Below are 24,763 nucleotides of genomic sequence, written 5' to 3' on the forward strand. Positions count from 1 at the left end.
CCCATGGCGGCACCCCGTTCGTTCGTCTGGGCCCGGCGGATCTTCCTCACCCTGCTCGCCGGTTTCGTGGCAGTCCCGGTGTACGTGATGGTCTCCAGCTCGCTGAAGCCCCTCGCGGACGTCACCGGCAAGTTCCGCTGGCTGCCCAGCGGGCTGACCGTCCGGCCGTACATCGACATCTGGTCGACGGTCCCGCTCGCCCGGTACTTCGTGAACTCTCTGATCGTGGCGGGCGCCGCGACCCTGTGCTCGGTCGTCATCGCGGTGTTCGCGGCCTACGCCGTCAGCCGCTACGACTTCCGCGGCAAGCGGGTCTTCACGGTCACCGTGCTGTCGACGCAGATGTTCCCGGGCATCCTCTTCCTGCTGCCGCTGTTCCTGCTCTACGTCAACATCGGCAACGCCACCGGCATCGCCCTGTTCGGCTCCCGCGGCGGGCTGATCCTGACGTACCTCACCTTCTCCCTGCCGTTCTCCATCTGGATGCTGATCGGCTACCTCGACTCGGTGCCGCGCGACCTGGACGAGGCGGCGCTCGTGGACGGCTGCGGCCCGCTCGGCGCCCTGTTCAGGATCGTCGTGCCGGCCGCGGTCCCCGGCATCGTCGCGGTCGCCGTCTACGCCTTCATGACCGCGTGGGGAGAGGTCCTCTTCGCGTCCGTCATGACCAACGACACCACCCGTACCCTCGCCGTCGGCCTCCAGGGCTACTCCACCCTCAACGACGTCTACTGGAACCAGATCATGGCCGCCTCGCTGGTCGTCAGCGTGCCCGTGGTCGCCGGGTTCCTGCTGTTGCAGCGCTATCTCGTCGCCGGGCTGACGGCGGGCGCCGTCAAGTGACCCGCACCCCGCTCCCCGAAGGGACTTCCGTGTCCGAACGCATCGACCTCGCCGCCCTCCCGCACGACTTCCTGTGGGGTACCGCCACAGCGGCGTACCAGATCGAAGGGGCCGTCGCCGAGGACGGCAGATCCCCGTCGATCTGGGACACCTTCTCGCACACCCCCGGGAAGACCGCGGGCGGTGACCACGGCGACATCGCCTGCGACCACTACCACCGCTGGCGCGAGGACATCGGCCTGATGGGCCGGCTCGGCGTCAACGCCTACCGGATGTCCGTGGCCTGGCCGCGGGTGATCCCCGGCGGCACCGGCGAGGTGAACGCCAAGGGCCTCGCCTTCTACGACCGGCTGGTGGACGCCCTGCTGGAGGCGGGCATCACCCCCTCGGTCACCCTCTACCACTGGGACCTGCCGCAGGCGCTCCAGGACCGCGGCGGCTGGCCGCGGCGCGACACCGCCCTCGCCTTCGCCGAGTACGCCTCCGCGGTCGCCGCCCGCCTCGGCGACCGCGTCACGCTCTGGGCGACCCTCAACGAGCCGTCCTGCTCGGCCTGGATCGGCCACCTGGAAGGCGCGATGGCCCCCGGCTGGACCGACCTCACCGCCGCCGTGCGGGCCTCCTGCCACCTGCTCCTCGGCCACGGCCTCGCCACCCAGGCGATCCGCGCCGCCGCGCCCGGCGCCCAGGTCGGCATCGTCAACAACCTCTCCACCGTGCACCCGGCCACCGGCCGGCCCGAGGACCGGGAGGCGGCGCGCCGCCACGACGGCCACGTCAACCGCTGGTGGCTGGACCCGGTGCACGGCCGCGGCTTCCCGGCCGACATGGTCGAGACCTACGGCGTCGAACTCCCGCTGCGACAAGGGGACCTGGAGACCATCGCGGCCCCGCTGGACTGGCTCGGCCTGAACTACTACTTCCCCGCCTACGTCGCCGACGACCCTGACGGCCCCGCCCCCCACGCCCGTTCCGTGCGCCGCCCGGACGTGCCGCGCACCGGCATGGACTGGGAGATCGACGCGAGCGGCATCGAGACGCTGCTGCTGCGCCTCACCGAGGAGTACGGCGCGCGGAGGATCTACGTCACCGAGAACGGCTCGGCCTACCCGGACGTGGTCCGCCCGGACGGCACCGTGGACGACGTCGAGCGCCAGGAGTACCTGGAGCGGCACCTCGCCGCCTGCGCCTCGGCGGCCCGCAAGGGGGCCCCGCTGGCCGGCTACTTCGCCTGGTCGCTGCTGGACAACTTCGAGTGGGCGTACGGCTACGCCAAGCGGTTCGGCCTGGTCCACGTCGACTACCGCACCCAGGTGCGCACCATCAAGGGCAGCGGACACCGGTACGCGGACATCGTCCGCGTCCACCGCGGCCGGACACGCCGGGCCGCCTGAGCCCGGCCCGGACGGCCGGTGGGCGCGGGTACGGGAACCCGCGCCCACCGGCCGGCACCCGCAGGACCCCTGGACGACCTCTGCCCGACCTCGGTACGCCCCTTGGACTGTCATGCACGCGCCAATCATCCATCCCCCCAGGAGAGCCGCATGCCATCCCGTATCCCGCGCACCCTGCTCGCCACGCTGACCACCGCCGCCCTGCTGGCCACCGGCCCCCTGCTGGCGACCCCCGCCCACGCCGCCGCCGTCGCCTGGGACACCGACCGCGCGGCCGGCGCCTACGCCGTGAACCCGGCCGCCGTCACCGCCTCCGGCAGCGAGAACACCGGCACCGCGCCCGGCCTCGCCTTCGACGGCAACAGCGCCACCCGCTGGTCCAGCAACTTCGCCGACGACGCCTGGATCCGCCTCGACCTCGGCTCCACTCTCCGCATCGACCGGGTGACCCTGGACTGGGAAGCCGCCTACGGCAAGCGCTACGTCCTGGAGGTGTCCGGGAACGGCACCGACTGGACCCCCTTCTACACCGAGACCGCCGGCACCGGCGGCTCCGTCACCGCGTACACCCACCCGCAGGAGGTCACCGGCCGCTACGTCCGCCTGCGCGGCCTCGAACGCGCCACGCCGTACGGCTACTCGCTGTGGAGCTTCAAGGTCTACGGCGGCGAACCGGCCCCCGCGTCGACGACTCGCACCAACCTCGCCCTGAACCACCCCGCCTACGCGAACTTCTACCAGGACGCGGGCCACTCACCGGCGTTCCTCACCGACGGCGGCTGGCCCGCCGACCTCAAGGGGGACTCGAGCCGCTGGTCGAGCGACTGGAACCAGGACCGCTGGGTCTCGGTGGACCTCGGCGCGCAGTCCACCATCGACACGGTGGACCTGTACTGGGAGTCGGCCTACGCCGTCGACTACCTCGTGCAGGTGTCCGACGACAACCGCACCTGGCGCACGGTGTACGAACCGTCCCCGGCCGACATCGCCGCCCGCCGCGCCGACGTCAAGGCCCCCGGCGACGCGGCGGGCCTGCACGACACGGTGAGACTGCCCTCCCCGGCCACCGGCCGCTACGTCCGCATGCTCGGCAAGGAACGCCGCTCCTTCTACAACCCCGCCCCCGCCACCGCCCAGTTCGGCTACTCCCTCTACGAGTTCCAGGTCTGGGGCACGGGCGGCAGCGCCGCGGCGGCCTACCCCGCCCTTCCCGCCGACCGGTCGGGCACGTACCGCACCACGTTCTTCGACGACTTCACCGCCGCGAGCCTCGACCGATCGAAGTGGCGGGTGGTCCGCACCGGCACCGAGATGGGCCCGGTCAACGGCGAGTCACAGGCGTACGCCGACTCCACCGACAACATCCTCACCCAGAACGGCAGCCTGATCCTGAAGGCGAAGTACTGCAAGGGCTGCACCAGGGCCGGCGGCGGCACCTACGACTTCACCTCGGGCCGCATCGACACCCACACCCACGCCGACTTCACCTACGGCAGGGTCAGCGCCCGCATGAAACTGCCCGTGGGCGACGGCTTCTGGCCCGCCTTCTGGCTGCTCGGCAGCAACGTGGACGACCCGTCCGTCTCCTGGCCGGCCTCCGGCGAGACCGACATCATGGAGAACATCGGCTACCCGGACTGGACCAGCACCGCCCTGCACGGCCCCGGCTACTCCGCCGACGGCAACATCGGCACCCGCCAGACCTACCCCAACGGCGGCACCGCCGACCAGTGGCACACCTACGCCGTCGAATGGACCCCGACGGCGCTGCGCTTCTCCGTGGACGACCGCCTGGTCCAGGAGACGACCCGCAACAAGCTGGAGTCCACCCGGGGCCAGTGGGTCTACGACCACAACCAGTACGTCATCCTCAACCTCGCCCTCGGCGGCGCCTACCCGGCCGGCTGGAACAAGGCCACCACCCCTTACTGGGGCCTGCCCCAGTCGAGCGTCGACAAGATCGTGGCCGGGGGAGTGCAGGCGGAGGTGGACTGGGTGAGGGTGGAGCAGAAGGGGTGACGGGACCCTCCCGTGCTGGGCGTGCGTCCGTGGCCGGTCCCCCCGGCTCTCTCCTGCCCGACGCTGGCTAGGCTGATGATCGGATCGATCGGGGCCGACGCAACGGCGCCGACAGGCATGGAGGCAACGGGGGATGGGCTACACACTGCCCAACTGGCTCGACGAGGTCCTCGACTTCATCGGGATCAACTTTCCGAACGTCGATGAGGACGATTACCGCGACATGGCGGACGCCATGCGGGAGTTCGCGGAGAAGTTCGAGGGCCACGGCGGTGACGCACACGCGGCGTTCTCCCGGATCCTGTCCTCCTCCGAGGGCTGGGCCGTCGACGCGATGGAAGCGCACTGGAACAAGGTCAAGGCCAGCCATCTGGAGAAACTCCCGGAGCTCGCACGGCTCTTCGCGGACGCCTGTGACGTGCTCGCGGAGATCATCTTCTGGATGAAGACGAAGGCGGAGGCCGAACTGGCCGTCATGGCCGGGTCGGTGGGCCTGTCCATCGGGCTCGCCTGGGTGACCGGCGGACTGTCGGCGGTGCTCGGCGCGGCCGAGATCACCGCGATGCGGCAGGCGGTCAAGCGGATCCTCGACGAGGCCGTGGACCGGATCGTCGACGAGGTGATCGCCAAGGTCACCGAGCCGGTCAACGCCAAGCTGGAGGCGATGGTCGAGGACATGGTCCTCGACCTCGCGGAGGGCGCCTTCTCCCTCCCGCCCGCCGACGGCGGCGGTGGTGGCGGCGGGCACGGGGGTGGCAAGCACGGCGGGATGCAGCTCGCCTCGGCCGGTGCCCCCGTGTCCACCGGCGCCTCCGGTGGCGGAAGGGTCACCAGGATCGACCACCTCGAGTTCGAGGACGGCGCGGGCAAGGTCTCCCGGCACGGCGGTGAGCTGCACACCGCCGCGTCCTCACCGCTGGGTCGGGTCAAGGGGGCGTTCGGCCGGAGCAAGGGCCGCGATCCCTTCACGCGGGTGTTCGACAGCGTGCTGCACGGTGCGATCACCGGCTCGGAGAAGGCCCTGAAGAAGATCTCCCATCACCTCACGGAAACAGTCCCCGACCGGGTGAAGGCCACCTCCCGCCTGCACAAGGGCATCGACCTGGACGTCCGCGACAGGCTCGACGCCATCAACGGCCACAAGCGGGGCGGCGGTGACCACGGCGGAGGCATCCGCCTGGACGGCACGGGCAAGCGCCCGCCCGGATCGCTGAAGGACGCCCTGGCCAAGTCGCGCGAGAAGAGCGTCGCCCTGACCCGGCGCCGCTGCAAGACCGACCCGGTCGACGTCGCGAGCGGCGAGATGGTGCTGTCCCAGACGGACCTGGGTCTGCCGGGCGTCCTGCCGCTGGTGCTGCGGCGCACCCACATCTCCGGATACCGCTACGGCCACTGCTTCGCACCGAGCTGGGCCTCGACGCTCGACGAGCGCCTGGAGCTGACGGGCAGCGGCGCGGTCTGGGCACGCGAGGACGGTTCACTCCTCGTCTACCCCCGGGTGCCGGCCTTCCCGGACGATCCGGTCGAGCCGGTCGAGGGCGAGCGCGTATCCCTCACGTACGTCGAGCGGAACGCGCTCGGCGAGGTCACCTACGCCACCACCGACCCGTACTCCGGTCACCTGCGCCGGTTCGTCGGCAGCCCCTACACCTCCGGTGGTCTGTACTGGCTCAGCGAGATCGAGGACCGCAACGGCAACGCCGTACAGATCGTCCGTGACGACGAGGGCCTGCCCGCGGCCGTCGTCCACGACGGCGGCTACGACGTGCGGGTGACCTGCGACCGGACGAGCGGCCGCGTCGCGGCTCTACGGCTGCGCACCGCCGACGGCCCGGTCACGGTCGCCTCCTTCGGCTACGAGGACGGCGACCTGAGCGCGGTCACCTCCTTCTCCGACACCGTCGCACTGCGTTTCACCTACGACGACCAGCACCGGGTGACGTCCTGGACCGACCGCAACGGCCACACCTACGCCTACGTGTACGACGCGGCGGGCCGGGTCGTGGAGACGTCCGGTCCGGACGGCGCGCTCTCCTCGCGCTTCGCGTACGACACCGCCGAGCGCGTCACCCGGTTCACCGACTCGACCGGCGCCGTCACCGTCACCCGGCTCAACGCGCTCGGCCAGACCGTCGCCGAGACCGACCCGCTCGGCCACACCGTCCACTTCGTGTGGGACCGCCACGACAACCTGCTGGAGCGCACCGACCAGCTCGGCAACACCGCCCGCTTCACCTGGGACGAGCGGGGCAATCTGACCGGGATCCGGTACCCGGACGGTACGGAGTCGACCACCCGCTACAACGGCCTCAACCTGCCGGAGGAGGTCACCGGGGCCGACGGCACGACATGGCGCCAGGCCTTCGACGAGCGCGGCAACCGCATACGGATCACGGCGCCGGACGGCACCGAGACACACTTCTCCTACGACGCGCGCGGCGCGCTGCGCACCCTGACCGATCCGACCGGCGCGACCGAGCACCTCGTCTGCGACGCGGCAGGTCTCGTACTCTCCCGCACCGACGCCCTCGGCCACACCGCGTCCGTGGAGCGCGACGCCTTCGGCCGGCCCGTCCGCACCACCGCCCCCGGCGGCGCGACCACCCTCCTGGAGTGGCTCCCCCAGGGGCGGCTCGCCCGGCGCCTCGCACCGGACGGTGCGGAGGAACGCTGGACCTGGGACGCGGAGGGCAACTGTACGTCGCACACCGGACCCACCGGCGCCGTCACCCGCTTCGAGTACACGCACTTCGACCGGCTCGCCGCCCGCACCGGCGCGGACGGCGCCCGGTACTCGTTCACGTACGACACCGAGCTGCGCCTCAGCGAGGTCCTCAACCCGCAGGGAATGAAGTGGAGTTACACCTACGACCCGGCCGGCAACCTGACGTCCGAGTCCGACTTCGACGCACGCACGGTCACCTACGAGTACGACCCGGTGGGCCGGCCCGTCGCGCGCACGACACCGCTCGGCACCCGCATCACCAGCGAGTACGACGTGATGGGCCGCGTCACCGCGAAGGACGTGGCAGGCCGGCGCACCCGCTGCACGTACGACGCGGCCGGCCGCGTCAGCTCGCTGACCTCACCCACTTCCACGCTGACGCTGGAACGTGACGTCGTCGGCCGGGTCGTCGCCGAGACCGTCGACGGGCGCACCACCCGGTTCGGCTACGACGCCGCCGGCCGCCGCACCACCCGCACCACGCCCACCGGCGCCGTGGCACGATCGGCCTACGACGAGGTGGGCAACCGCACGGCGCTGCTCGCCGACGGCCACACCCTGACCTTCACCCATGACGCGTGGGGCAAGGAGCTGACCCGCAGCTTCGGAACCGCCGAGGCACCGGTCACCCTCACCTCGGGGTGGAACGAGCTGGGCCGGCTGACCTCACAGCTGCTGACCGCCGGCGGCCGGACCCTGCGCGCCCGGGCGTACGGCTACCGGGCCGACGGCTGCCTGGAGCGAATATCCGACGAACTGAGCGGCACCAGCCGCAGCTTCGGCCTCGACCCGGTCGGCCGCCCCCTGCGCGTCACGGCCGAGAACTGGTCGGAGGCGTACGCGTACGACAGCGCCGGCAACGAGATCAGTGCCGAGTGGCCCGACCGGGCCGCGCGCACGGAGGGCCGCGGTGAGCGCACTTACGAGGGCACCCGGGTCCTGACCGCCGGGCGGGTCCGCTACGCGTACGACGCCGCGGGCCGCACCACCCTGCGTCAGAAGACGCGGCTGTCGAAGAAGCCGGACACCTGGCGCTACACCTGGGACGAGGAGAACCGCCTCGTCGCCTGCGTCACCCCGGACGGCACCCGGTGGACGTACGCGTACGACCCGCTGGGGCGGCGCACGGCCAAGCACCGTCTGGCCGACGACGGACACACCGTCGTGCACTCCGTCCACTTCACCTGGGACGGCACCCGGCTGGCCGAGCAGACGGACACGGCCCACCACATCACCACCACCTGGGACTACGAGGGCCACCGGCCGCTGACCCAGCTCGAGCGCCGCATCGGCCCCGGGCAGGAGCCGCAGGGCGAGGTCGACGCACGCTTCTTCGCCATCGTCACCGACCTGGTGGGCGCACCCAGCGAACTCGTCGACGAGCAGGGCGTGATCGCCTGGCGCGGCCGGTCCACCGTCTGGGGCGCCACGAGCTGGAACCGGGACGCGACGGCGTACACACCGCTGCGCCTGCCCGGACAGTACGACGACGCGGAGACCGGCTTCTACTACAACTACCAGCGCCACTACGACCCGGACACCGCGCGCTACGCCAGCCCCGACCCGCTCGGCCTCGGCCCGGCGCCCAACCCGGTCGCGTACGTCACGAACCCGCACACCCGGATGGACCCCGAGGGCCTCATAGCCAAGGGGTGCACGGAGAACGGCGGCTGGTACAGCGGCCTCCAGCCCGCGAACCTCCTGGACGACGAGAAGAACCGCGTCAATCCCGTCGACCAGGAGATCAACCACATCCCCGCGAAGGCGTCGTACTCCCACCTCGACATGCCCGGGTTCCGGACGAACAAGAACGGCGGCGGCGCCGGCATGGGCCCCGCGATCCGCATGGACGCCGCGGACCACCGGGAGCTGACGAGCACGGGTTCCAGCAAGGAGAGCGATGCGTGGCGCGCGAAACAGCGGCAGTTCATCGACGCCGGGCGCTGGGACGAGGCCATGAAGATGGACATCGACGAGATCCGTGAGCTGTACGGCGACAAGTACGACACGCACATCAAGGACATGGTCGACAGCCTGAAGAACAACAGGAAGTTCCAGGCCATGCTGGAGAAGAAGGGCTGGACGATAAACTACGACATCCTGAAATGACGAGCCGGGACGGACCGAGGGGTTGGCGATGGATCTGGTACTCGACCCGCCGCGCGGAGTCGCGCCGATCCTGCTGGGCATGACGCTCGACGAGGCACTCGCCGCGGTGCCCGACTGGGGCGAACCCCGTGTGCTGCGCCGCCCGAGCCGGAACTCGGCGAAGGCGTCCTGGACCCTCGACCACGTCGGCGTACAGGCCCTGGCCGAGGGCGGCGCCCATGTCACCGCGATCGAGCTGTGGTGGCCCGGTGAGGGCCGCACGTCCGGCACGCGCGTCCTGCTCCACGGCGACGAGGTGTTCACCACCCCGGCCGAGGACCTCTTCCGGCGGGCCGCCGACCGGGGCTGGACGGTCGACACCTCGCAGCCGGAGTACCCCGTGATCCCCGGGGTGTCGCTCGGCTTCACCCGGCAGACCTCACAGGAGGTCGAACGGGACGCCGACGGCCTGCCGAGGTACGTCACCTCGGTCCTGGTGGGCGGCGAGGACTACTACGACTACCGGTACACCCAGCAGGACTGATCCTGTCGACTGACGTGCGAACGTCCCTCGGCGCACGGGGAACCGGTGCCAAGAGCGTGCCGGAGTCCCCGGGAACCCCTGGGAGCCCCCGGGCGCCGTCACCGCCCCGCCAGCTCCAGCACCATCGGCTCGGACACCGCCCGGTCGGTCACCGTCTCCTCGGTGACCGTCCGCGCGTTCCGCCACAGCCACACCACGTCCCGCCCGAAGGACCACACCAGCGACCCCAGCGCCAGCAGCACGACCGCGAGGTCCGCCGGACGCGGCAGCAGACCCGCGCCCGCCACCAGCAAGCAGATTCCCTGGAGCGCCGCCACCGTCTTGCGGGCGAAGGACGGGGGCAGGGCGGCGTTCAGCCAGGGGGCCAGCCGGGCCGCGGCGACGAACGCGTAGCGCATGCCGCCGATCAGCAGCACCCACGGGCCGAGGCGCGTCGACACGTACACGCTCAGCACCAGGATGAGGAACGCGTCGACCTCCATGTCGAAGCGCGCGCCCAGCGCGGAGGACGTGCCGGTGCGGCGGGCCACCTTGCCGTCCACACCGTCCAGCAGCAGCGCCACCGCGGTCAGGGCGGCCAGCAGGGTCACCGGCGGCGCGCTCTCGAAGGAGTCCGCGACCAGCGCCGTCACCCCGCCGACCAGGGTCGTCCGGCCGAGCGTGACCCGGTTGGCGGGCCCGAAGGAGCTGAGCCGGGAGCGGTGCAGGGCGCGGGAGAGGACCGCCCAGGTGGCGAACGCGAAGGCCAGCCCCGTCAGCCAGCCGGCCGGCCCCATGCCGATCGCCGAGCCGAGCAGGGCCAGCAGCAGGATCTGCACGCCCGCTCCCACAGCGGTCTCCTGCTGGAGCCTCGCGTCATACGTGTTGTTCAGGGCCACCGCACATCCTCCGGCCGAGTGACAGAGTCGATCAACGCCGCGTACTCTGCGCGGCCTGTGCACATCTCGGTACGTGAACAACTTCCCGATCGTTCAGGAGGACGCCGATGAACCGGTCGGCCCGCGCTTTCTGGCTCCGCTCGCCCGGCCAGGGAGAACTGCGCGACGTCACCCTCACCGGACCCGCCGACGGCGAGGTCCTGGTGCGCACGCTGTACTCCGGGATCAGCCGGGGCACGGAGACGCTCGTCTTCCGCGGCGGCGTGCCCGCGAGCCAGCACGCCGCGATGCGGGCGCCGTTCCAGGAGGGCGACTTCCCGGGCCCGGTGAAGTACGGCTACCTCAACGTCGGCGTCGTGGAGGAGGGGCCGGCCGAGCTGACCGGGCGCACGGTGTTCTGTCTCTATCCGCACCAGAGCCGTTACGTCGTTCCGGCGAGCGCCGTCACCGTGGTACCCGATCGGGTGCCCGCCGAACGGGCCGTGCTCGCCGGCACCGTCGAGACCGCCGTGAACGCCCTGTGGGACGCGACACCGCTCATCGGCGACCGGATCGCGGTGATCGGCGGCGGCATGGTCGGCTGCGCGGTGACCGCGCTGCTCGCCCGCTTCCCGGGCGTCCGCCTCCAGCTCGTCGACGCCGACCCCGGCCGCGCGGAGACCGCCCGGGCACTCGGCGTGGACTTCGCCGCGCCCGCCGACGCGCTCGGCGACTGCGACCTCGTCGTGCACGCCAGCGCCACCGAGGCCGGCCTCGCCCGGGCCCTTCAACTCCTCGCCCCGGAGGGCACGGTCGTGGAGCTGAGCTGGTACGGCGACCGGAGCGTGGCCCTGCCGCTCGGCGAGACCTTCCACTCCCGCCGGCTCACCGTGCGCAGCAGCCAGGTCGGCACCGTCTCCCCGGCCGCCCGGGCCGGCCGCACCTACGCCGACCGGATGGCGCTCGCCCTGGACCTGCTCGCCGACCCGGCGCTGGACGCGCTCGTCACCGGGGAGAGCGCCTTCGAGGAACTGCCGTCCGTGCTGCCGCGACTGGCCTCCGGCTCGATCCCGGCTTTGTGCCACCGGATCCGGTACACCGACACCGGCCTGACCTGAGAAAAGAGTGAGTCACGGCTGAACACGGGGAAGCGAGGAGCCGTACTACACCACATCCCCCGGCGGGCAAGGGCGGGGGACCAGACGCGCCGCACCTGGAGGGTCGTCCGTTGTTCAGCATCACCGTCCGCGATCACATCATGATCGCCCACAGCTTCCGCGGCGAAGTGTTCGGACCCGCGCAGCGACTGCACGGCGCCACGTTCCTCGTCGACGCGACGTTCCGCCGCGAACAGCTGGACGAGGACAACATCGTCGTCGACATCGGCCTGGCCACGCAGGAACTGGGCGCCGTCGTCGCCGAACTGAACTACCGCAACCTCGACGACGAACCCGACTTCGCCGGTGTCAACACCTCCACCGAGTTCCTCGCCAAGGTCATCGCCGACCGGCTCGCCGACCGCGTCCACCGGGGCGCCCTCGGCGAGGGCGCCCGGGGTCTGCGCGGCATCACCGTCACCCTGCACGAGTCGCACGTCGCCTGGGCGAGTTACGAGCGTGACCTGTGACCGACCTGACCGTGCGGCCGGCCCGCCTGACGTACGTCCCCGCGCAGCACACCCCCGCCGAGAACGCCGGAATCATTCCCATGTCCCTGCGCACCGTGCACTTCGTGATGCCGGGCGGCGTCGACGACCCGGCCGCGCCCAGCGGCGGCAACGCCTACGACCGCCGGGTCTGCCTGGACCTGCCCGGCTTCGGCTGGCAGGTCACCCGGCACCCCGTCCCCGGCGCCTGGCCCCACCCGGACCGCGCCGCCCGCGACGGGCTCGCCCGCACCCTGCGGGACCTGCCGGACGACGCCGTCGTCCTGCTCGACGGCCTCGTCGCCTGCGGTGTCCCGGAGACCGTCCTCCCCGAGGCCGGACGCCTGCGGCTCGCCGTCCTCGTCCATCTGCCGCTCGGCGACGAGACCGGCCTGGACCCGGCCGTCGCCGCCGGCCTGGACACCCGCGAGCGGACGGTGCTGCGGGCCGTGCCCGCGGTGATCGCCACCAGCGACTGGGCGGTCCGCCGGCTCGTCTCCCACCACGGACTCGCCCCCGGCCGGGTGCACGTCGCCGCGCCCGGCGCCGACATCGCGCCCCTCGCCCCGGGCACCGACGGCGTCTCCCGGCTGCTGTGCGTGGCCGCCGTGACCCCGCGCAAGGGCCAGCACCGCCTGGTGGAGGCGCTCGCGACGGTACGGGACCTGCCGTGGACCTGCGAGTGCGTCGGCGGCCTCGGCAACGACCCCGCGTACGTGGCCCACCTGCGCGAACTGATCGCCCGGCACGGCCTCGGCGACCGCCTGCACCTGACCGGCCCACGCTCCGGCGCCGCCCTCGACGCCTCCTACGCCGCCGCCGACCTGATGGTCCTCACCTCCTACGCCGAGACGTACGGCATGGCGGTCACCGAGGCCCTCGCCCGCGGCATCCCGGTCCTCGCCACCGACGTCGGCGGCCTGCCCGAGGCCGTCGGCCGCGCCCCCGACGGCTCGGTGCCCGGCATCCTCGTCCCGCCCGAGAACCCGGCGGCGCTCGCCGCCGAACTCCGCGGCTGGTTCGGCGAACCCGACGTACGCCGCCGCCTCAAGGCCGCCGCGCGAAGCCGCCGCGCCGCGCTCGACGGCTGGGCCACCACCGCCCGTAGCCTGGCCGGAGTCCTGCAACGGCTCCCCGAAGCACCGAGGACGACGCCATGACCCGCCCGGACACCGACACCAGCGCAGTTGACAAGGGGGCCCAGGGGGCCCGGGGCGCGGTCATCGCCGGGGCCGGGCCCGTCGTCCGGACCGGTGAGCGGGCCACCGTACGGCTGCGCGACGCCGCCCCCGAGGACGGCCCGCGGTACGCGCCCGAGTGGCTCCAGCTGCGGGAACCCGCCGACGCGGCGGCCCGCGCGGCCGACCTGCTCGGGCCGCTGCGGACCCGGCTGGCCGAGGGGCCGGTCGGTGCGGGCGGACTCGCCGTGCACGACCTGGGCTGCGGTACCGGCTCGATGGGCCGCTGGCTCGCGCCCCGCCTCGACGGCGCCCAGCACTGGATCCTGCACGACCGCGACCCCTACCTGCTGCACTTCGCCGCCGTCGCCTCCCCGCGCTCCGCCGCCGACGGCAGCGGCGTCACGGTCGAGACCCGGCGCGGCGACGTGGCCCGGCTCACCCCGGACGCGCTGACCGGAGCCTCGCTGGTGACGGCCTCCGCGCTGCTCGACGTCCTCACCCGGGAGGAGATCGAGAACCTGGCCGACGCCTGCGCCGGCGCCGGCTGCCCGGCCCTGCTCACCCTCTCCGTCGCCGGCCGCGTCGAACTCACCCCGGCGGACCCGCTCGACGCCGGGATCGCGGACGCGTTCAACGCCCACCAGCGGCGCGGCGGACTGCTCGGCCCGGACGCGGTCACCGTGGCCGGCGAGGCGTTCGCCGCGCGCGGGGCGACGGTCCGGGTGCACCCGAGCCCGTGGCGGCTCGGCCCCGGCGAGGCCGCGCTGACCGGGCAGTGGCTGCGCGGCTGGGTGGGCGCGGCCGTCGAGCAGCGGCCGGAGCTGCGGGACCGCGCCGAGCGCTACCTGGACGCCCGGCTCGCCGCCTGCGCGGCCGGCGAGCTGTGGGTCACCGTCCACCACAGCGACCTGCTGGCGCTGCCCCGGCCGACGGGCGGCCCCGCATGATCGCGCGGCCGGCCCCCGCGCCGGGCGCCGGCACCCGCGCCCGTACGGCACCGACGGCCCCCGCCCGCCCTCACGTGACCGAGACGCACCCCGCGGGCACACACCCGCCGCACCCGCAACCGCAACCGCGCCCGGCGCCACCTGCCGCGGCCCGCCCTGCCGGGGTGCCTGCCGCGAGCACGCCCGGCGCCGCCCCGGCACCCGCCTCCACCGCCGGGTCCGGCGGCATCCCGGCCCCCGCCCCCACACAACCGCCCGCCCCCCGGCGCCCCGGCGCGCGCCTTCTGCGGAGTCAGGCGGGGACCTGCGTCGGGGTGGTCATCCTCGGTGTCCTCACGTGGCGGCTCGGTACCGGTGTGCTCGTGGACGGGCTGCGGCGGATCGACGCGGTGACGGTGCTGGCCGCGCTGGGCATCGGCACGGTCACCACGGTGTTCAGCGCCTGGCGCTGGCAACTGGTCGCGCGGGGGCTGCGTTTGCGGTTGCCGCTCCGTGCCGCCGTCGCCGACTACTACCGCGCGCTGTTCCTGAACGCGGCGCTGCCCGGCGGCATCCTGGGCGATGTGCACCGGGCCGTCCGGCACGGGCGGAGCGCGGGGGACATGCGGCGCGGCGTGAAGGCGGTCGTCCTGGAGCGGGTAGCGGGGCAGATCGCGATGGCCGTGACCGCTGCGGTGGTGCTGCTGACCCTGCCGTCCCCGGTGCGCGCCGATGCCCGCGCCTTCGCCCCGCTCATGGTGCCGGCCGTGGCGGGCACGCTCGCCGTCGTCGTCGCCGTCCGGATGAACCGGGCCCCGGCCGGCCGGGTCGGGGCGCTGCGCCGTGTGCTCGGCGAGGCCCGCCGGGGCCTGGCGTCCCGGCAGAGCGGGCCGGGGGTCGCGCTGTCCTCCGCGGCCGTCCTCGCCGGGCATCTGCTGATGTTCGTCGTGGCGGCCCGGGTCGGCGGCTCGGCCGCCCCCGTGGCGGTGCTGCTGCCGCTCGCGGTGCTCGCCCTGCTGGCCATGGGCCTGCCGGTGAACGTCGGCGGGTTCGGCCCCCGCGAGGGAGTCACCGCGTGGGCGTTCGGCGCGGCGGGCCTCGGCGCGGACACCGGGGTCGCGGTCGCCGTCGTCTACGGCGTGCTGAGCTTCGTCGCGAGTCTGCCGGGCGCCGCCGTACTCGTCCTGCGCTGGTACGAGGGTCTGCGCGGCCCGGCCGCCGCGCGGGAGCCCGGCTCCGCGCCGGACACCGGACACCTGCCGGCCGGGGCCGCCCCCACGGGTCCCGGCCGGCAGGCCCCCGCGTCCGGCTACTCCCGTCCCGTGGCCGCGGTGAGCAGGGCGAAATACGGTGCGAAGGATTCCGTGAGGCTCGCCAGGAGTTCCTTTCCCTTTTCCGCCGAACCCAGGGAGGGGCGGCCGATGACGCCCGATTCGGTATAGGCGGACATTCCCACGGTGAGCAGATGACGGCGGTCGTCGGCGGTGAAATCGGCCGACTCGTTACCAGGGCGGACGAATTCGGGGTGAGCGTGCAGCAGAATCGATGTCTCGATCTCTCCCGCGTGCATGTCGGTGAGGAGCGAGGTGACCACCCCGGCCTGTTCCCGCGCGTCCTCCCAGTCCTCGGCGGCGGGGAACAGCGCCATCCGTTCGCCCCGCGCGGAGGCCTCCTGGACGACGTTGCCGAGCACGTAGTTGCCGCCGTGCCCGTTGACCACGACGAGCGCGTCGACACCCGAACGGCGCAGCGACGCGGCGATGTCGGTGATCACCGCGTGGAGGGTCACGGCGGAGATGCTGACGGTTCCCGGCCAGGCCGCGTGCTCGTGCGAGCAGGAGAGCGTCACCGGCGGAAGGAGATGCACCGGGTACGCGGCGGCGATCTCCCGCGCCACGGCGCAGGCGACCAGCGTGTCGGTCGCCAGTGGCAGGAACGCACCGTGCTGTTCGAAGCTCCCGACCGGAAGGACGGCGACCTGTGCTGACGCGCCCGCCCCCCGCGCCCGTACGTCCTGCGTGGTGTCCGTCGGCATCACGCCGCTCGCCACTTCGTATGCCGCTGCGCGCGCGCCCGAACCACTCATCTCGTCCACGGCCTTTCGTCTCTGCATAGGAATCAGATCATGACAGAAAACACCGGCGTCAACATCGGCGTACTCGGCAAGAAGTCCCCGCCGCGGTCGGGTGCGGAGCGCGTCGTGAATGCGCCGCTGCCCACGGTGTACGGGCAATTCCAGGCGATCGGCTATCTGGACCACGACCGCGGTGACGAGCAAGTAGCCCTGGTGCACGGTGAGATCGGCACCGACAGCGTGCTGGTGCGGCTGCACTCGGAGTGCCTGACCGGGGACGCGTTCGGCTCCCGGCACTGCGAGTGCGGCGACCAGCTGGAGGCCGCGCTGCGCGCGGTGGTCGCCGAAGGCAGCGGCATCGTCGTCTACTTGAGGGGCCACGAGGGCCGTGGCATCGGCCTGCTCGCCAAGTTGCGGGCGATGGCCCTCCAGGCGGAGGGCCTGGACACGGTGGAGGCGAACCTCGCGCTGGGCCTGCCCGTCGACGCCCGGGACTACGGCGTCGCCGCGGAGATCCTGCGCGACCTCGGGGTGTGCTCGGTGCGGCTGATGTCCAACAACCCGCGCAAGCGCGAGGCGTTGGTCCGGCACGGCATCCAAGTGGCCGAGCAGGTGCCGCTGCTGATCGAGCCGTGCGAGAGCAACATCACCTATCTGCGGACCAAGCGGGAGCGGATGGACCACCATCTGCCGCATCTGGACGCCGTCGCCCACGGCTCGTGACACCCGGGCAGGGTGCCGCCCCCCGGAACGGGACACCCGCCACCGGCTCCGGCTCGCCGGGCCGCCGGCGGTCAGTCCGCCAGCGCCTCGTGCGCCAGCCGCCGCAGCTCGGGGAAGACCTTCAGCGTCTTCGGGCGTACCTGGCTCATGAACTGCACGGTCAGGTCGTGGGCCGGGTCGACCCAGAACGCGGTGGTGGCCACGCCGGTCCAGCCGTAGGTGCCCAGGTGTGACGGGGCCGGGGTGCGGGCGGGGTCGACGACCACGGACACGTTGAAGCCGAACCCGAGGCCGTCGTTGGCCGGTTCCCGGTGGACCGGGGCGCCGAAGGAGCGGATGGTGGCGCCGCCCGGCAGGTGGTTGCGGGTCATCAGGGCCACCCACTGCGGCAACAGCAGTCGTACGCCGTCCAGTTCGCCGCCCCGGCGCAGCATCTCCATGAACCGGTGGAAGTCGTGGGCGCTGGAGACCAGGCCGCCGCTGCCGGACAGGAACCGGGGCCGGCCGTGCACCGGCAGTCCCGGCACCGGCTCGATGCCACCGTCGTCCGTCTCGCCGTACAACTCGGCCAGCCGGCCGGCCTGTTCCGGCGTGACGTGGAAGCCGGTGTCGGTCATGCCGAGCGGGCCGAGGATCCGGTCACGGAAGAACGCGTCCAGCGGTTGCCCGGAGACGACCTCGATCACCCGGCCCAGCACATTGGAGGCGACCGAGTAGTTCCACTCGGTGCCCGGGTCGGACTGGAGCGGCATCCGCGCGTACAGCTCGACGGTCTCGGCGAGCCCGGCGCCGGGCGGCACCGAGTACTCCAGTCCCGCCTCCCGGTAGAGGGCGTCCACGGGGTGGCGGTGGTAGAAGCCGAAGGTCAGGCCGGCGGTGTGGGTGAGCAGGTGCCGGATCAGGACGGGGTCGGCGGCCGGCCGGGTGCGCACGCCGGCACCCGACCCGCCCTCGTACACCCGGGGGGCGGCGAACGCGGGCAGATGACGGTCCAGGGGGTCGTCCAGGGACAGCCGGCCGTCCTGGGCCAGCAGCAGCACCGCGACCGCGGTGACGGGTTTGGTCATCGAGTAGATCCGCCACAGCGTGTCCGGCTCGACCGGCAGCCCGGCCGCCACGTCCCGCAGTCCGTACGTGGTCAGGTGGGCGACACGGCCACCGCGGGCCACGGCCACCAGACAGCCGGGCAGGCGCCCCTCGTCGACGTGGCGGGCGAAGTGCCGGTCGAGACGGTCCAGGGCCACGGCGTCCAGGCCCGCTTCCTCCGGTCCGATGTCCTGCCGCAGCTGTGCCATCACTCTCTCCTCCGCACGCGTCGCCGTCCCGGACGGGGCCCGTAGGGCTGCGCCCGCTCCTCATCGTCGCGCAGGACCGCCCGGCGGGACGGGCTCACCGGGAGAAACGGGGGGGCGGCGCCGGGCAACGCGCGGGCCGGCGGCAGGGCTCACACGGCCAGGGCCGTGGCCCCCGCCGGACGGTCATGCGGACGGCCGCCGTCATCACCGCGTCGAACCCGCCGCTCAGCAGGGCGGACCCGCCGGCGAGGACGGGTGTCGCGGTGGCCCGGACAGCACCGGGACGCCGGGCGCGAGCACCGCCGTGGCCCCGGCTGCCGCCTGCCGGGAATGCGCGCACCGCCGCCGGGAGTTGATCCGGATATGACTCAGGACACCCCGCAGGACGCACTGCTCGCCCTGCTCTCCGAAGGTCACGGCGGCGTGCTGGTCACGCTCCGCCGCGACGGCCGTCCCCAGCTGTCCAATGTCACCCACGCCTACGATCCGGACGAGCGGGTCATCCGGATCTCGGTCACCGACGGCCGGGCCAAGACCCGCAACCTGCGCCGCGACCCGCGCGCCTCGTACCACGTGACCAGCGCCGACCGCTGGGCGTACACCGTCGCCGAGGGCACCGCCGAGCTGACGCCGGTCGCCGCCGACACCCACGACGCGACCGTCGAGGAACTGGTGCGGCTCTACCGGGACGTCAGCGGCGAACACCCCGACTGGGACGACTACCGGGCCGCCATGGTGCGCGACCGCCGCCTGGTCGTACGGCTGCGCGTCGAGCGGGCCTACGGCGTCCCCCGGAGCTGACCGGGCGCCGTACGGCCGGGGCTCACGGCGCCCCGGCGGTCCGCGCCTCGATCGCCCGCAGCACGGCGACCATGTCCGCGCCGCCGTGGCCCTGGGCCACCGTCTCCTCGAACAGGGAGTGACAGACGTCGAGGAGCGGTGAGGCCAGACCGGCCGTGCGAGCCGCCTCCGCGATCAGCCGGTTGTTCTTGAGCACGTCCAGTGCCGCCGCCTGGACGGCGAAGTCCCGCTCGCGCAGCTTCGGCGCCTTCATCCGGGAGACCCCGCTGGCCATGGGGCCCGCGTCCAGGACCTCCAGGAACAGCCCGCGGTCCAGTCCCTGCCGCTCGGCGAAGTGGAACGCCTCGGCCAGCCCGGTCACCTGGGTGATCAGGAACAGGTTCACGGACAGCTTCATCAGCAGCGCGCCCGGCGCCGGCCCGCACACGAACGTCTCCCGGCACATCGGGTCCAGCAGCGGCCGTACGGCGGACACGGCGTCCCGCTCCCCGGCGAGCAGGGCCACCAGCTGCCCCTGCTCCGCCGGCACCCGGGACCCGGAGACGGGTGCCTCGACGTAGCGGCCGCCCGCGGCGCGGATCTCGGCCTCCAGGGCGTGGGAGTACTCCGGGGAGGTCGTGCCCATGTGGACGACGGTCCGGCCCGCGACCCGCCCGGCCAGCGCGGGCGTGCCACGGCCGAGGACGGCGTCCACCGCGGCCCCGTCGGCGAGCATCAGCAGTACCGTCTCCGCCCGCGTGAACACCTCGCCGGGGTCCGCGGCGACCTCGGCGCCGGCCGCACGCAGCTCCGCCGCGCGCTCCGGGGTGCGGTTCCACACCACCAGGGGAGTGCCGGCGGACGCCAGACGCAGGGCCATGGGCCGGCCCATCACTCCGAGACCGATGAAACCGACCGGCATGGGACCGCCCTCCGCCGCCGCGCACCGACTATGACAGCGGTCATAGTAGCGCGCGTTATGACGAGGGTCATAGAGTGGGGACCGGGGACCGGAGGTGGAGATGGCACAGGCGCGGCGCGGTCCGCGGGAACGGATGGTCTTCAGCGCGGCCCAGCTCATCCGGCGCGACGGGGTCGCCGCGACCGGCATGCGCGAGGTCGCCGCACACGCCGGCGCCCCCCGCGGCTCACTCCAGCACTACTTCCCCGGCGGCAAGGAACAGCTCGTCAACGAGGCGGTCGAGTGGGCCGGCCGGTACGCGGGCACGCGCATCGCCCGGTTCCTCGCGGGCCTGGACCAGCCGGCGCCCAGCGGGCTGTTCGCGGCGATGGCCGCGCAGTGGACCGACGAGTACGGCCGGGACGGCTTCGCGGCGGGCTGCCCGGTCGCCGCCGCCACGGTCGACCGCGCCGCCTCGGACGGCTCGACCCGCCGGGCCGTGGCCGCCGCGTTCACGGCCTGGAGCGGCCCGCTCACCGCGGCGCTGACGGACCTGGGCGTGCCCGCAGCACGGGCCGGGTCGCTGGCCACCCTCATGATCAGCACCCTGGAGGGCGCCATCCTGATGGCGCGCGCCGAGCGGGACGTACGGCCCCTGACCACCGTCGTGCGGGAGCTCGGCCCGCTGCTCGACGCGGCGGTGGACCCCACCGGGTGAGGGCGCGCCGGGCGGGGCCGGCCCGGTCGGGCGATCCGTGCGCGTGGGCGTCAGCCCGGCGTCCGCTCCGCCCTGAGGTAGGCGATCACCATGTCGGAGAGCATGGCCCGGTGGTGCGCGCGCTGGGCCGGGTCCATCAGGTCCCGCCCGAACAGGGTGCCGAAGGTGTGCCGGTTGGCGACCCGGAAGAAGCAGAACGAGGTGATCACCGCGTACAGGTCGACCGCGTCCACGCCGGTCCTGAACACCCCGGAGTCCCGCCCGGCCGCGAGGACGCGGCGGATCACGTCGAGCACCGGGGAACCGGTCCGGCCGAGCCGCCCGGAGGCCGCGAGGTGCCCGGCGCCCTGGACGTTCTCGATGCCGACCAGGCGGACGAAGTCCGGGTGCCGCTCGCAGTGGTCGAAGGTCAGCTCGGCCAGCCGCCGGATCGCCGCGACCGGGTCCAGGTGCTCGACGTCCAGTTGCTGCTCGGCGTCCCGGATCAGCCCGTACGCCCGCTCCAGCACGGCCGTGAACAGCTGCTCCTTGCCACCGAAGTAGTAGTAGATCATCCGCTTCGTGGTGCGGGTGCGGGCCGCTATCTCGTCGACCCGGGCGCCGTCGTAGCCGGCCCGGGCGAACTCGCGCGTGGCCACGTCGAGGATCTCGGCCCTGGTCCGGGCGGGGTCGCGCGGGCGCCCGCCGGGTCCTGCCGGTTCTTCGACGCTGGTCATCGGGTTCCTTCGGGCCGTGGGGAGCCTGGGCGGGGTGCGCGTGCGCGTGCCGGTGATTGTAGAAGCAGGGCCCGGGGGCGCGGCCGGCCGGTGGTCCGGCACCCGGCGCGCGGTGTCACTGGCGGCTCACCGTGCGGGTGACGCCGGCGACCACGGTCGTCGCCAGGATCCAGCCGGTGAGGACCAGGACGTAGGCGAGAACCTGGTAGCCGCCGCGCGGCGCGAACGCCGAGTCCTGCCCGAAGGAGATCACCGGCAGCAGCAGGTCGAGCGTGTAGAACACCGGGTGGAACGGCGGTGCCTCGTCCGCGTTCAGCGGTCGCGGGTGGTGCAGCGCGAAGGCGGCGGAGCCGAGGGCGAGCAGCGACAGCAGCCAGCCGGCGGCGCGCAGCGGACGGAAGCCGTAGCCGACGGCGACGTCCTGCACCAGGCCCCACAGCCGGCCGTACCAGGGCAGGGTGCGGCGGTGCCGGCGCTGTTTGGCGAGCTGCGCCAGCCGGGCCGCGTGGTCGTCCCCGGTCCGGCGGTAGGAGGCCGTCAACTGCTCGTAGGCGTGGGGGACATAGCCGTCCCGCTCCCGTTCCAGCATGGGCAGGCGGTGCTCGGCGGGCGCGTGCGGGGTGAGCGAGGTGTACGTCAGGCCGGCGAGCCGCACCTCCTCGGGCACCGACTCCGGTTCCAGCAGCAGGACTTCCAGCTGGGCGCGGCGCAGGTCGAGGGAGCCGTCCATGGGCGGGCTCTTGCGCAGCCACAGCTCGCCGATCGTCGTGCTGCCGGCCCGCAGCGCCGGACTCCCCGGATTGGACAGGAGGGTGTACGACAGGTCGAGCCGGCCCGCGACACGGGCGCCCCGCAGGCCCGTCCAGCCGCGCACCTCGGCGTGCCGGACCAGCATGTCGCCCCCCACGGAGAGCGTCTGCGCGTCGAGCGCGCCCTGCCCGGGATGGTTCAGGCGCGCCTCGCAGAGGTTGACCGACCCGGTGATCACGGCGCCGTTGAGCCGTGTCTGCCCGTGCGTGCGCAGGCCCAGCGCCCGTAAGTCGCCGCCGATGGTGACCTGGTTGAGCTGGAGTACCGGATGCTCCTCGCCGGGGGCGGCCACCTCGGCGCTCTCCAGGTACAGGCTGCCGGTGACGCGGGCGCCGCCGAGCCGTACGGTGCCGTGGCACCGGGTGCGGGTCATCCGCAGGACGCCGTCCACGTGGAGGGCGTGGGCGGTGAGCCCGGGCAGGACGGACTCGCTGAGGTTCAGCTCGCGCAGCCGGGCGCCGTCGCACCGCGGAGCCTCGTCGAAGTGGCAGTGCCGCAGCCGCACCGGGTGGTCGATCGTCGCGTACTGGAGGTCGAGCCGGCCGGTGATCCGGGCGCCCGCCAGATCCAGCGAGGCTATCTCCCCGTCGTGCCGCGGACCGTCCAGCAGCAGGGCCCGCAACACCCGGGCGCGCACCGTGCGTCCGGGCCCCCAGCCGCCGCCGTCCGCGGTGTCCTCGTCAGGGCGCTCCCTCAGGTCCACCGACTCCCCTCGCGGGAACGCCCGCCACACCCGCTCCTCGGCCGCCGTCAGCTCGCTGGTCTCCACCCGGGCGACTCTGACCCGGGCCGGGAGCGGCTGTCAACGCGGCCCCCCGGTGCCCGGACGGCCGTGTGCCCCCGGTCCGCGTCGGCGGACCGGGGGCACACGGGGCGTCGGCTACGGCTGGACGTTCCACTCCGCGATCACCGGGCGGCCGTGCTCGGTCGACAGGCGGCTGACCGTGCCGGTGGCCAGCTGGAACAGCCGGCCCTCGGCGGGCGGCAGGCCCAGGCGGCGTGCGGTGAGGACGCGCAGGAAGTGGGCGTGGGCGACGAGCACCACGTCACCGGCGTCCTCGGTGAGGGCCGCGCCGACGCGGGCCAGGACCCGGTCGGCCCGGGCACCGATCTGCGCCGGTGACTCGCCCGGATGGCCGTCCGGGCCGGGCGGCACGCCGTCGGTCCACAGGTCCCAGGTGGGACGGTCGCGGTGGATGTCGACGGTGGTGATGCCCTCGTAGCCGCCGTAGTCCCACTCGCGCAGCCCCGGGTCGGTTTCGACCCCGGACAGGCCGGCCAGTTCGGCGGTGCGTATCGCACGGCTCAGCGGGCTGGCCAGCGCCAGGGCGTAGGTCCGGCCGGTGAGGAGCGGGACGAGGGACTTGGCCTGTTCCTCGCCGTGCCCGGTCAGCGGCAGGTCGGTCCAGCTGGTGTGCCGTCCCGACCTGCTCCACTCCGTCTCACCGTGGCGGACCAGCAGGAGGTCCCCCACGGCGGGTCAGTCCTTCTTCTCGACCGCGTGGCCGCCGAACTGGTTGCGCAGCGCGGCGATCATCTTCATCTGCGGCGAGTCGTCCTGCCGGGACGCGAACCGCGCGAACAGCGAGGCGGTGATCGCGGGCAGCGGCACGGCGTTGTCGATGGCCGCCTCGACGGTCCAGCGTCCCTCGCCGGAGTCCTCCGCGTAGCCGCGCAGCTTCTCCAGGTGCTCGTCGTCGTCCAGGGCGTTGACCGCGAGGTCCAGCAGCCAGGAGCGGATGACGGTGCCCTCCTGCCACGAGCGGAACACCTCGCGGACGTTGTCCACCGAGCGGATCTTCTCCAGCAGTTCCCAGCCCTCGGCGTAGGCCTGCATCATCGCGTACTCGATGCCGTTGTGGACCATCTTCGAGAAGTGCCCGGCGCCGACCCGGCCCGCGTGGACGTATCCGTACGGGCCTTCCGGCTTGAGCGCGTCGAAGATCGGCTGGATCCGCTGGACATGCTCCTTGTCGCCGCCGACCATGAGCGCGTAGCCGTTCTCCAGGCCCCACACACCGCCGGAGACACCGGCGTCGACGAAGCCGATGCCCTTGATGCCGAGTTCGGCGGCGTGCTTCTCGTCGTCCGTCCAGCGGGAGTTGCCGCCGTCGATGACGGTGTCGCCCTCGGACAGCAGGTCCTTCAGCTCGTCGATGACGCCCTGTGTGGCGGTGCCGGCCGGGACCATCACCCACACATGGCGGGGCGCGTCGAGCTTCTCGACCAGTTCGGCGAGGCTCTTGACGTCGGAGACCTCGGGGTTGCGGTCGTAGCCGATGACCTCGTGGCCGGCGCGGCGGATCCGCTCGCGCATGTTGCCGCCCATCTTGCCCAGACCGATGAGGCCCAACTGCATGGCTGTCATGTCACTTCACTTCCTGAGAGAACGGTAGGTGGCGACGAGGGCCTTCGTCGACGGATCGAGACCGGGGACGTCGGTGCCTTCGGTGAGGGCGGGTTCGACGCGTTTGGCGAGGACCTTGCCCAGTTCCACGCCCCACTGGTCGAAGGAGTCGATGTT

Annotated in this window: 21 protein-coding genes and 1 pseudogene; 13 read left to right on the forward strand and 9 right to left on the reverse strand. The window is 73.1% G+C overall.

Annotation, left to right across the window (positions count from 1 at the left end; translation table 11 throughout):
- Positions 1 to 3 precede the first annotated feature (3 nt).
- The 5 genes from AB0F03_RS33860 (at position 4) to AB0F03_RS33880 (ending at position 9,613) form a co-directional block, all read left to right on the forward strand.
- On the forward strand, positions 4 to 843 hold the full coding sequence (locus AB0F03_RS33860; RefSeq protein ID WP_361999285.1) for a carbohydrate ABC transporter permease: 840 nt from the start codon (positions 4 to 6) through the stop codon (positions 841 to 843).
- Positions 844 to 872: 29 nt separating this feature from the next.
- A complete protein-coding gene (locus AB0F03_RS33865) occupies positions 873 to 2,237 on the forward strand; it encodes a GH1 family beta-glucosidase (RefSeq protein ID WP_361999242.1) in 1,365 nt (454 codons plus the stop codon).
- 150 nt (positions 2,238 to 2,387) lie between these two features.
- Positions 2,388 to 4,256, forward strand: a complete 1,869-nt coding sequence (locus AB0F03_RS33870; protein WP_361999244.1) for a discoidin domain-containing protein — start codon at positions 2,388 to 2,390, stop codon at positions 4,254 to 4,256.
- Between the two features lie 133 nt (positions 4,257 to 4,389).
- A complete protein-coding gene (locus AB0F03_RS33875; protein ID WP_361999247.1) occupies positions 4,390 to 9,090 on the forward strand; it encodes a DUF6531 domain-containing protein in 4,701 nt (1,566 codons plus the stop codon).
- Between the two features lie 28 nt (positions 9,091 to 9,118).
- The gene (locus AB0F03_RS33880; RefSeq protein WP_361999250.1) at positions 9,119 to 9,613 is read left to right on the forward strand and encodes a hypothetical protein; all 495 of its coding nucleotides are present in this window, start codon (positions 9,119 to 9,121) and stop codon (positions 9,611 to 9,613) included.
- Positions 9,614 to 9,711: 98 nt separating this feature from the next.
- Here the strand turns inward: AB0F03_RS33880 and AB0F03_RS33885 are convergent, their stop codons facing one another.
- Positions 9,712 to 10,491 carry a CDP-alcohol phosphatidyltransferase family protein gene (locus tag AB0F03_RS33885; protein WP_361999253.1) on the reverse strand — a complete coding sequence of 260 codons (780 nt, stop codon included), beginning with the start codon at positions 10,489 to 10,491 and terminating at the stop codon, positions 9,712 to 9,714.
- Positions 10,492 to 10,598: 107 nt separating this feature from the next.
- On the opposite strand from AB0F03_RS33885, the gene AB0F03_RS33890 reads away from it, so the two are divergent.
- From AB0F03_RS33890 to AB0F03_RS33910, 5 genes and pseudogenes are all read left to right on the forward strand, one after another.
- Positions 10,599 to 11,588 (forward strand): zinc-binding alcohol dehydrogenase, encoded by a 990-nt coding sequence (locus AB0F03_RS33890; RefSeq protein WP_361999256.1) that lies wholly within the window; start codon positions 10,599 to 10,601, stop codon positions 11,586 to 11,588.
- Positions 11,589 to 11,698: 110 nt separating this feature from the next.
- Positions 11,699 to 12,097 (forward strand): 6-carboxytetrahydropterin synthase, encoded by a 399-nt coding sequence (locus tag AB0F03_RS33895; RefSeq protein ID WP_361999259.1) that lies wholly within the window; start codon positions 11,699 to 11,701, stop codon positions 12,095 to 12,097.
- Positions 12,094 to 13,275 (forward strand): glycosyltransferase family 4 protein, encoded by a 1,182-nt coding sequence (locus AB0F03_RS33900; protein WP_361999262.1) that lies wholly within the window; start codon positions 12,094 to 12,096, stop codon positions 13,273 to 13,275. Before AB0F03_RS33895 ends, AB0F03_RS33900 begins: the two co-directional genes overlap by 4 nt.
- The gene (locus AB0F03_RS33905; protein WP_361999264.1) at positions 13,272 to 14,243 is read left to right on the forward strand and encodes a class I SAM-dependent methyltransferase; all 972 of its coding nucleotides are present in this window, start codon (positions 13,272 to 13,274) and stop codon (positions 14,241 to 14,243) included. Before AB0F03_RS33900 ends, AB0F03_RS33905 begins: the two co-directional genes overlap by 4 nt.
- A pseudogene (locus tag AB0F03_RS33910) lies at positions 14,240 to 15,379 on the forward strand (lysylphosphatidylglycerol synthase transmembrane domain-containing protein); the annotation flags it as partial. The gene AB0F03_RS33905 and the pseudogene AB0F03_RS33910, both read left to right, overlap by 4 nt.
- A gap of 152 nt (positions 15,380 to 15,531) precedes the next feature.
- Here AB0F03_RS33910 and AB0F03_RS33915 read toward each other — a convergent pair.
- Positions 15,532 to 16,308, reverse strand: a complete 777-nt coding sequence (locus AB0F03_RS33915) for a creatininase family protein (protein WP_361999287.1) — start codon at positions 16,306 to 16,308, stop codon at positions 15,532 to 15,534.
- Between the two features lie 39 nt (positions 16,309 to 16,347).
- On the opposite strand from AB0F03_RS33915, the gene ribA reads away from it, so the two are divergent.
- The gene (gene ribA / locus AB0F03_RS33920; RefSeq protein WP_361999266.1) at positions 16,348 to 17,019 is read left to right on the forward strand and encodes a GTP cyclohydrolase II; all 672 of its coding nucleotides are present in this window, start codon (positions 16,348 to 16,350) and stop codon (positions 17,017 to 17,019) included.
- A 71-nt stretch (positions 17,020 to 17,090) separates the two neighbouring features.
- Here the strand turns inward: ribA and AB0F03_RS33925 are convergent, their stop codons facing one another.
- Positions 17,091 to 18,314, reverse strand: coding sequence for a serine hydrolase domain-containing protein (locus AB0F03_RS33925; RefSeq protein ID WP_361999269.1), 1,224 nt, complete (start codon positions 18,312 to 18,314; stop codon positions 17,091 to 17,093).
- 363 nt (positions 18,315 to 18,677) lie between these two features.
- Here AB0F03_RS33925 and AB0F03_RS33930 point away from each other — a divergent pair, with 363 nt between their 5' ends.
- Positions 18,678 to 19,115 carry a PPOX class F420-dependent oxidoreductase gene (locus AB0F03_RS33930; protein WP_361999271.1) on the forward strand — a complete coding sequence of 146 codons (438 nt, stop codon included), beginning with the start codon at positions 18,678 to 18,680 and terminating at the stop codon, positions 19,113 to 19,115.
- Between the two features lie 22 nt (positions 19,116 to 19,137).
- Here AB0F03_RS33930 and AB0F03_RS33935 read toward each other — a convergent pair whose 3' ends face one another.
- A complete protein-coding gene (locus AB0F03_RS33935; protein ID WP_361999273.1) occupies positions 19,138 to 20,016 on the reverse strand; it encodes an NAD(P)-dependent oxidoreductase in 879 nt (292 codons plus the stop codon).
- 100 nt (positions 20,017 to 20,116) lie between these two features.
- Between AB0F03_RS33935 and AB0F03_RS33940 the strand changes: the two genes are divergently transcribed.
- Positions 20,117 to 20,713 (forward strand): TetR/AcrR family transcriptional regulator, encoded by a 597-nt coding sequence (locus AB0F03_RS33940; RefSeq protein ID WP_361999276.1) that lies wholly within the window; start codon positions 20,117 to 20,119, stop codon positions 20,711 to 20,713.
- A 50-nt stretch (positions 20,714 to 20,763) separates the two neighbouring features.
- Here AB0F03_RS33940 and AB0F03_RS33945 read toward each other — a convergent pair whose 3' ends face one another.
- The 5 genes from AB0F03_RS33945 to AB0F03_RS33965 form a co-directional block, all read right to left on the reverse strand.
- Entirely contained in the window at positions 20,764 to 21,429 is a 666-nt protein-coding gene (locus AB0F03_RS33945; RefSeq protein WP_361999278.1) for a TetR/AcrR family transcriptional regulator, read from the reverse strand.
- A gap of 115 nt (positions 21,430 to 21,544) precedes the next feature.
- Positions 21,545 to 23,008: a membrane-associated oxidoreductase gene (locus AB0F03_RS33950; RefSeq protein WP_361999281.1), complete on the reverse strand. Its 1,464-nt coding sequence runs from the start codon at positions 23,006 to 23,008 to the stop codon at positions 21,545 to 21,547.
- A gap of 111 nt (positions 23,009 to 23,119) precedes the next feature.
- Positions 23,120 to 23,713 (reverse strand): histidine phosphatase family protein, encoded by a 594-nt coding sequence (locus AB0F03_RS33955; protein ID WP_361999284.1) that lies wholly within the window; start codon positions 23,711 to 23,713, stop codon positions 23,120 to 23,122.
- A gap of 6 nt (positions 23,714 to 23,719) precedes the next feature.
- Positions 23,720 to 24,598 (reverse strand): phosphogluconate dehydrogenase (NAD(+)-dependent, decarboxylating), encoded by an 879-nt coding sequence (gene gnd, locus AB0F03_RS33960; protein ID WP_361999289.1) that lies wholly within the window; start codon positions 24,596 to 24,598, stop codon positions 23,720 to 23,722.
- Positions 24,599 to 24,613: 15 nt separating this feature from the next.
- The coding region (locus AB0F03_RS33965; RefSeq protein WP_361999292.1) for a hypothetical protein at positions 24,614 to 24,763 on the reverse strand (150 nt) is incomplete at its 5' end.

It is taken from the genome of Streptomyces sp. NPDC028722, from assembly GCF_040637655.1.
Taxonomy (GTDB): Bacteria; Actinomycetota; Actinomycetes; order Streptomycetales; family Streptomycetaceae; genus Streptomyces.

Excerpts from the sequence above, each read along its gene's own strand:
- AB0F03_RS33860 (WP_361999285.1), top strand. The coding sequence starts at position 4 with ATGGCGGCACCCCGTTCGTTCGTCTGGGCCCGGCGGATCTTCCTCACC.
- AB0F03_RS33870 (WP_361999244.1), top strand. The coding sequence starts at position 2,388 with ATGCCATCCCGTATCCCGCGCACCCTGCTCGCCACGCTGACCACCGCC.
- AB0F03_RS33875 (WP_361999247.1), top strand. The coding sequence starts at position 4,390 with ATGGGCTACACACTGCCCAACTGGCTCGACGAGGTCCTCGACTTCATC.
- AB0F03_RS33880 (WP_361999250.1), top strand. The coding sequence starts at position 9,119 with ATGGATCTGGTACTCGACCCGCCGCGCGGAGTCGCGCCGATCCTGCTG.
- AB0F03_RS33890 (WP_361999256.1), top strand. The coding sequence starts at position 10,599 with ATGAACCGGTCGGCCCGCGCTTTCTGGCTCCGCTCGCCCGGCCAGGGA.
- AB0F03_RS33905 (WP_361999264.1), top strand. The coding sequence starts at position 13,272 with ATGACCCGCCCGGACACCGACACCAGCGCAGTTGACAAGGGGGCCCAG.
- AB0F03_RS33915 (WP_361999287.1), bottom strand. The coding sequence starts at position 16,308 with ATGAGTGGTTCGGGCGCGCGCGCAGCGGCATACGAAGTGGCGAGCGGC.
- ribA (WP_361999266.1), top strand. The coding sequence starts at position 16,348 with ATGACAGAAAACACCGGCGTCAACATCGGCGTACTCGGCAAGAAGTCC.
- AB0F03_RS33925 (WP_361999269.1), bottom strand. The coding sequence starts at position 18,314 with ATGGCACAGCTGCGGCAGGACATCGGACCGGAGGAAGCGGGCCTGGAC.
- AB0F03_RS33930 (WP_361999271.1), top strand. The coding sequence starts at position 18,678 with ATGACTCAGGACACCCCGCAGGACGCACTGCTCGCCCTGCTCTCCGAA.
- AB0F03_RS33935 (WP_361999273.1), bottom strand. The coding sequence starts at position 20,016 with ATGCCGGTCGGTTTCATCGGTCTCGGAGTGATGGGCCGGCCCATGGCC.
- AB0F03_RS33940 (WP_361999276.1), top strand. The coding sequence starts at position 20,117 with ATGGCACAGGCGCGGCGCGGTCCGCGGGAACGGATGGTCTTCAGCGCG.
- AB0F03_RS33945 (WP_361999278.1), bottom strand. The coding sequence starts at position 21,429 with ATGACCAGCGTCGAAGAACCGGCAGGACCCGGCGGGCGCCCGCGCGAC.
- gnd (WP_361999289.1), bottom strand. The coding sequence starts at position 24,598 with ATGCAGTTGGGCCTCATCGGTCTGGGCAAGATGGGCGGCAACATGCGC.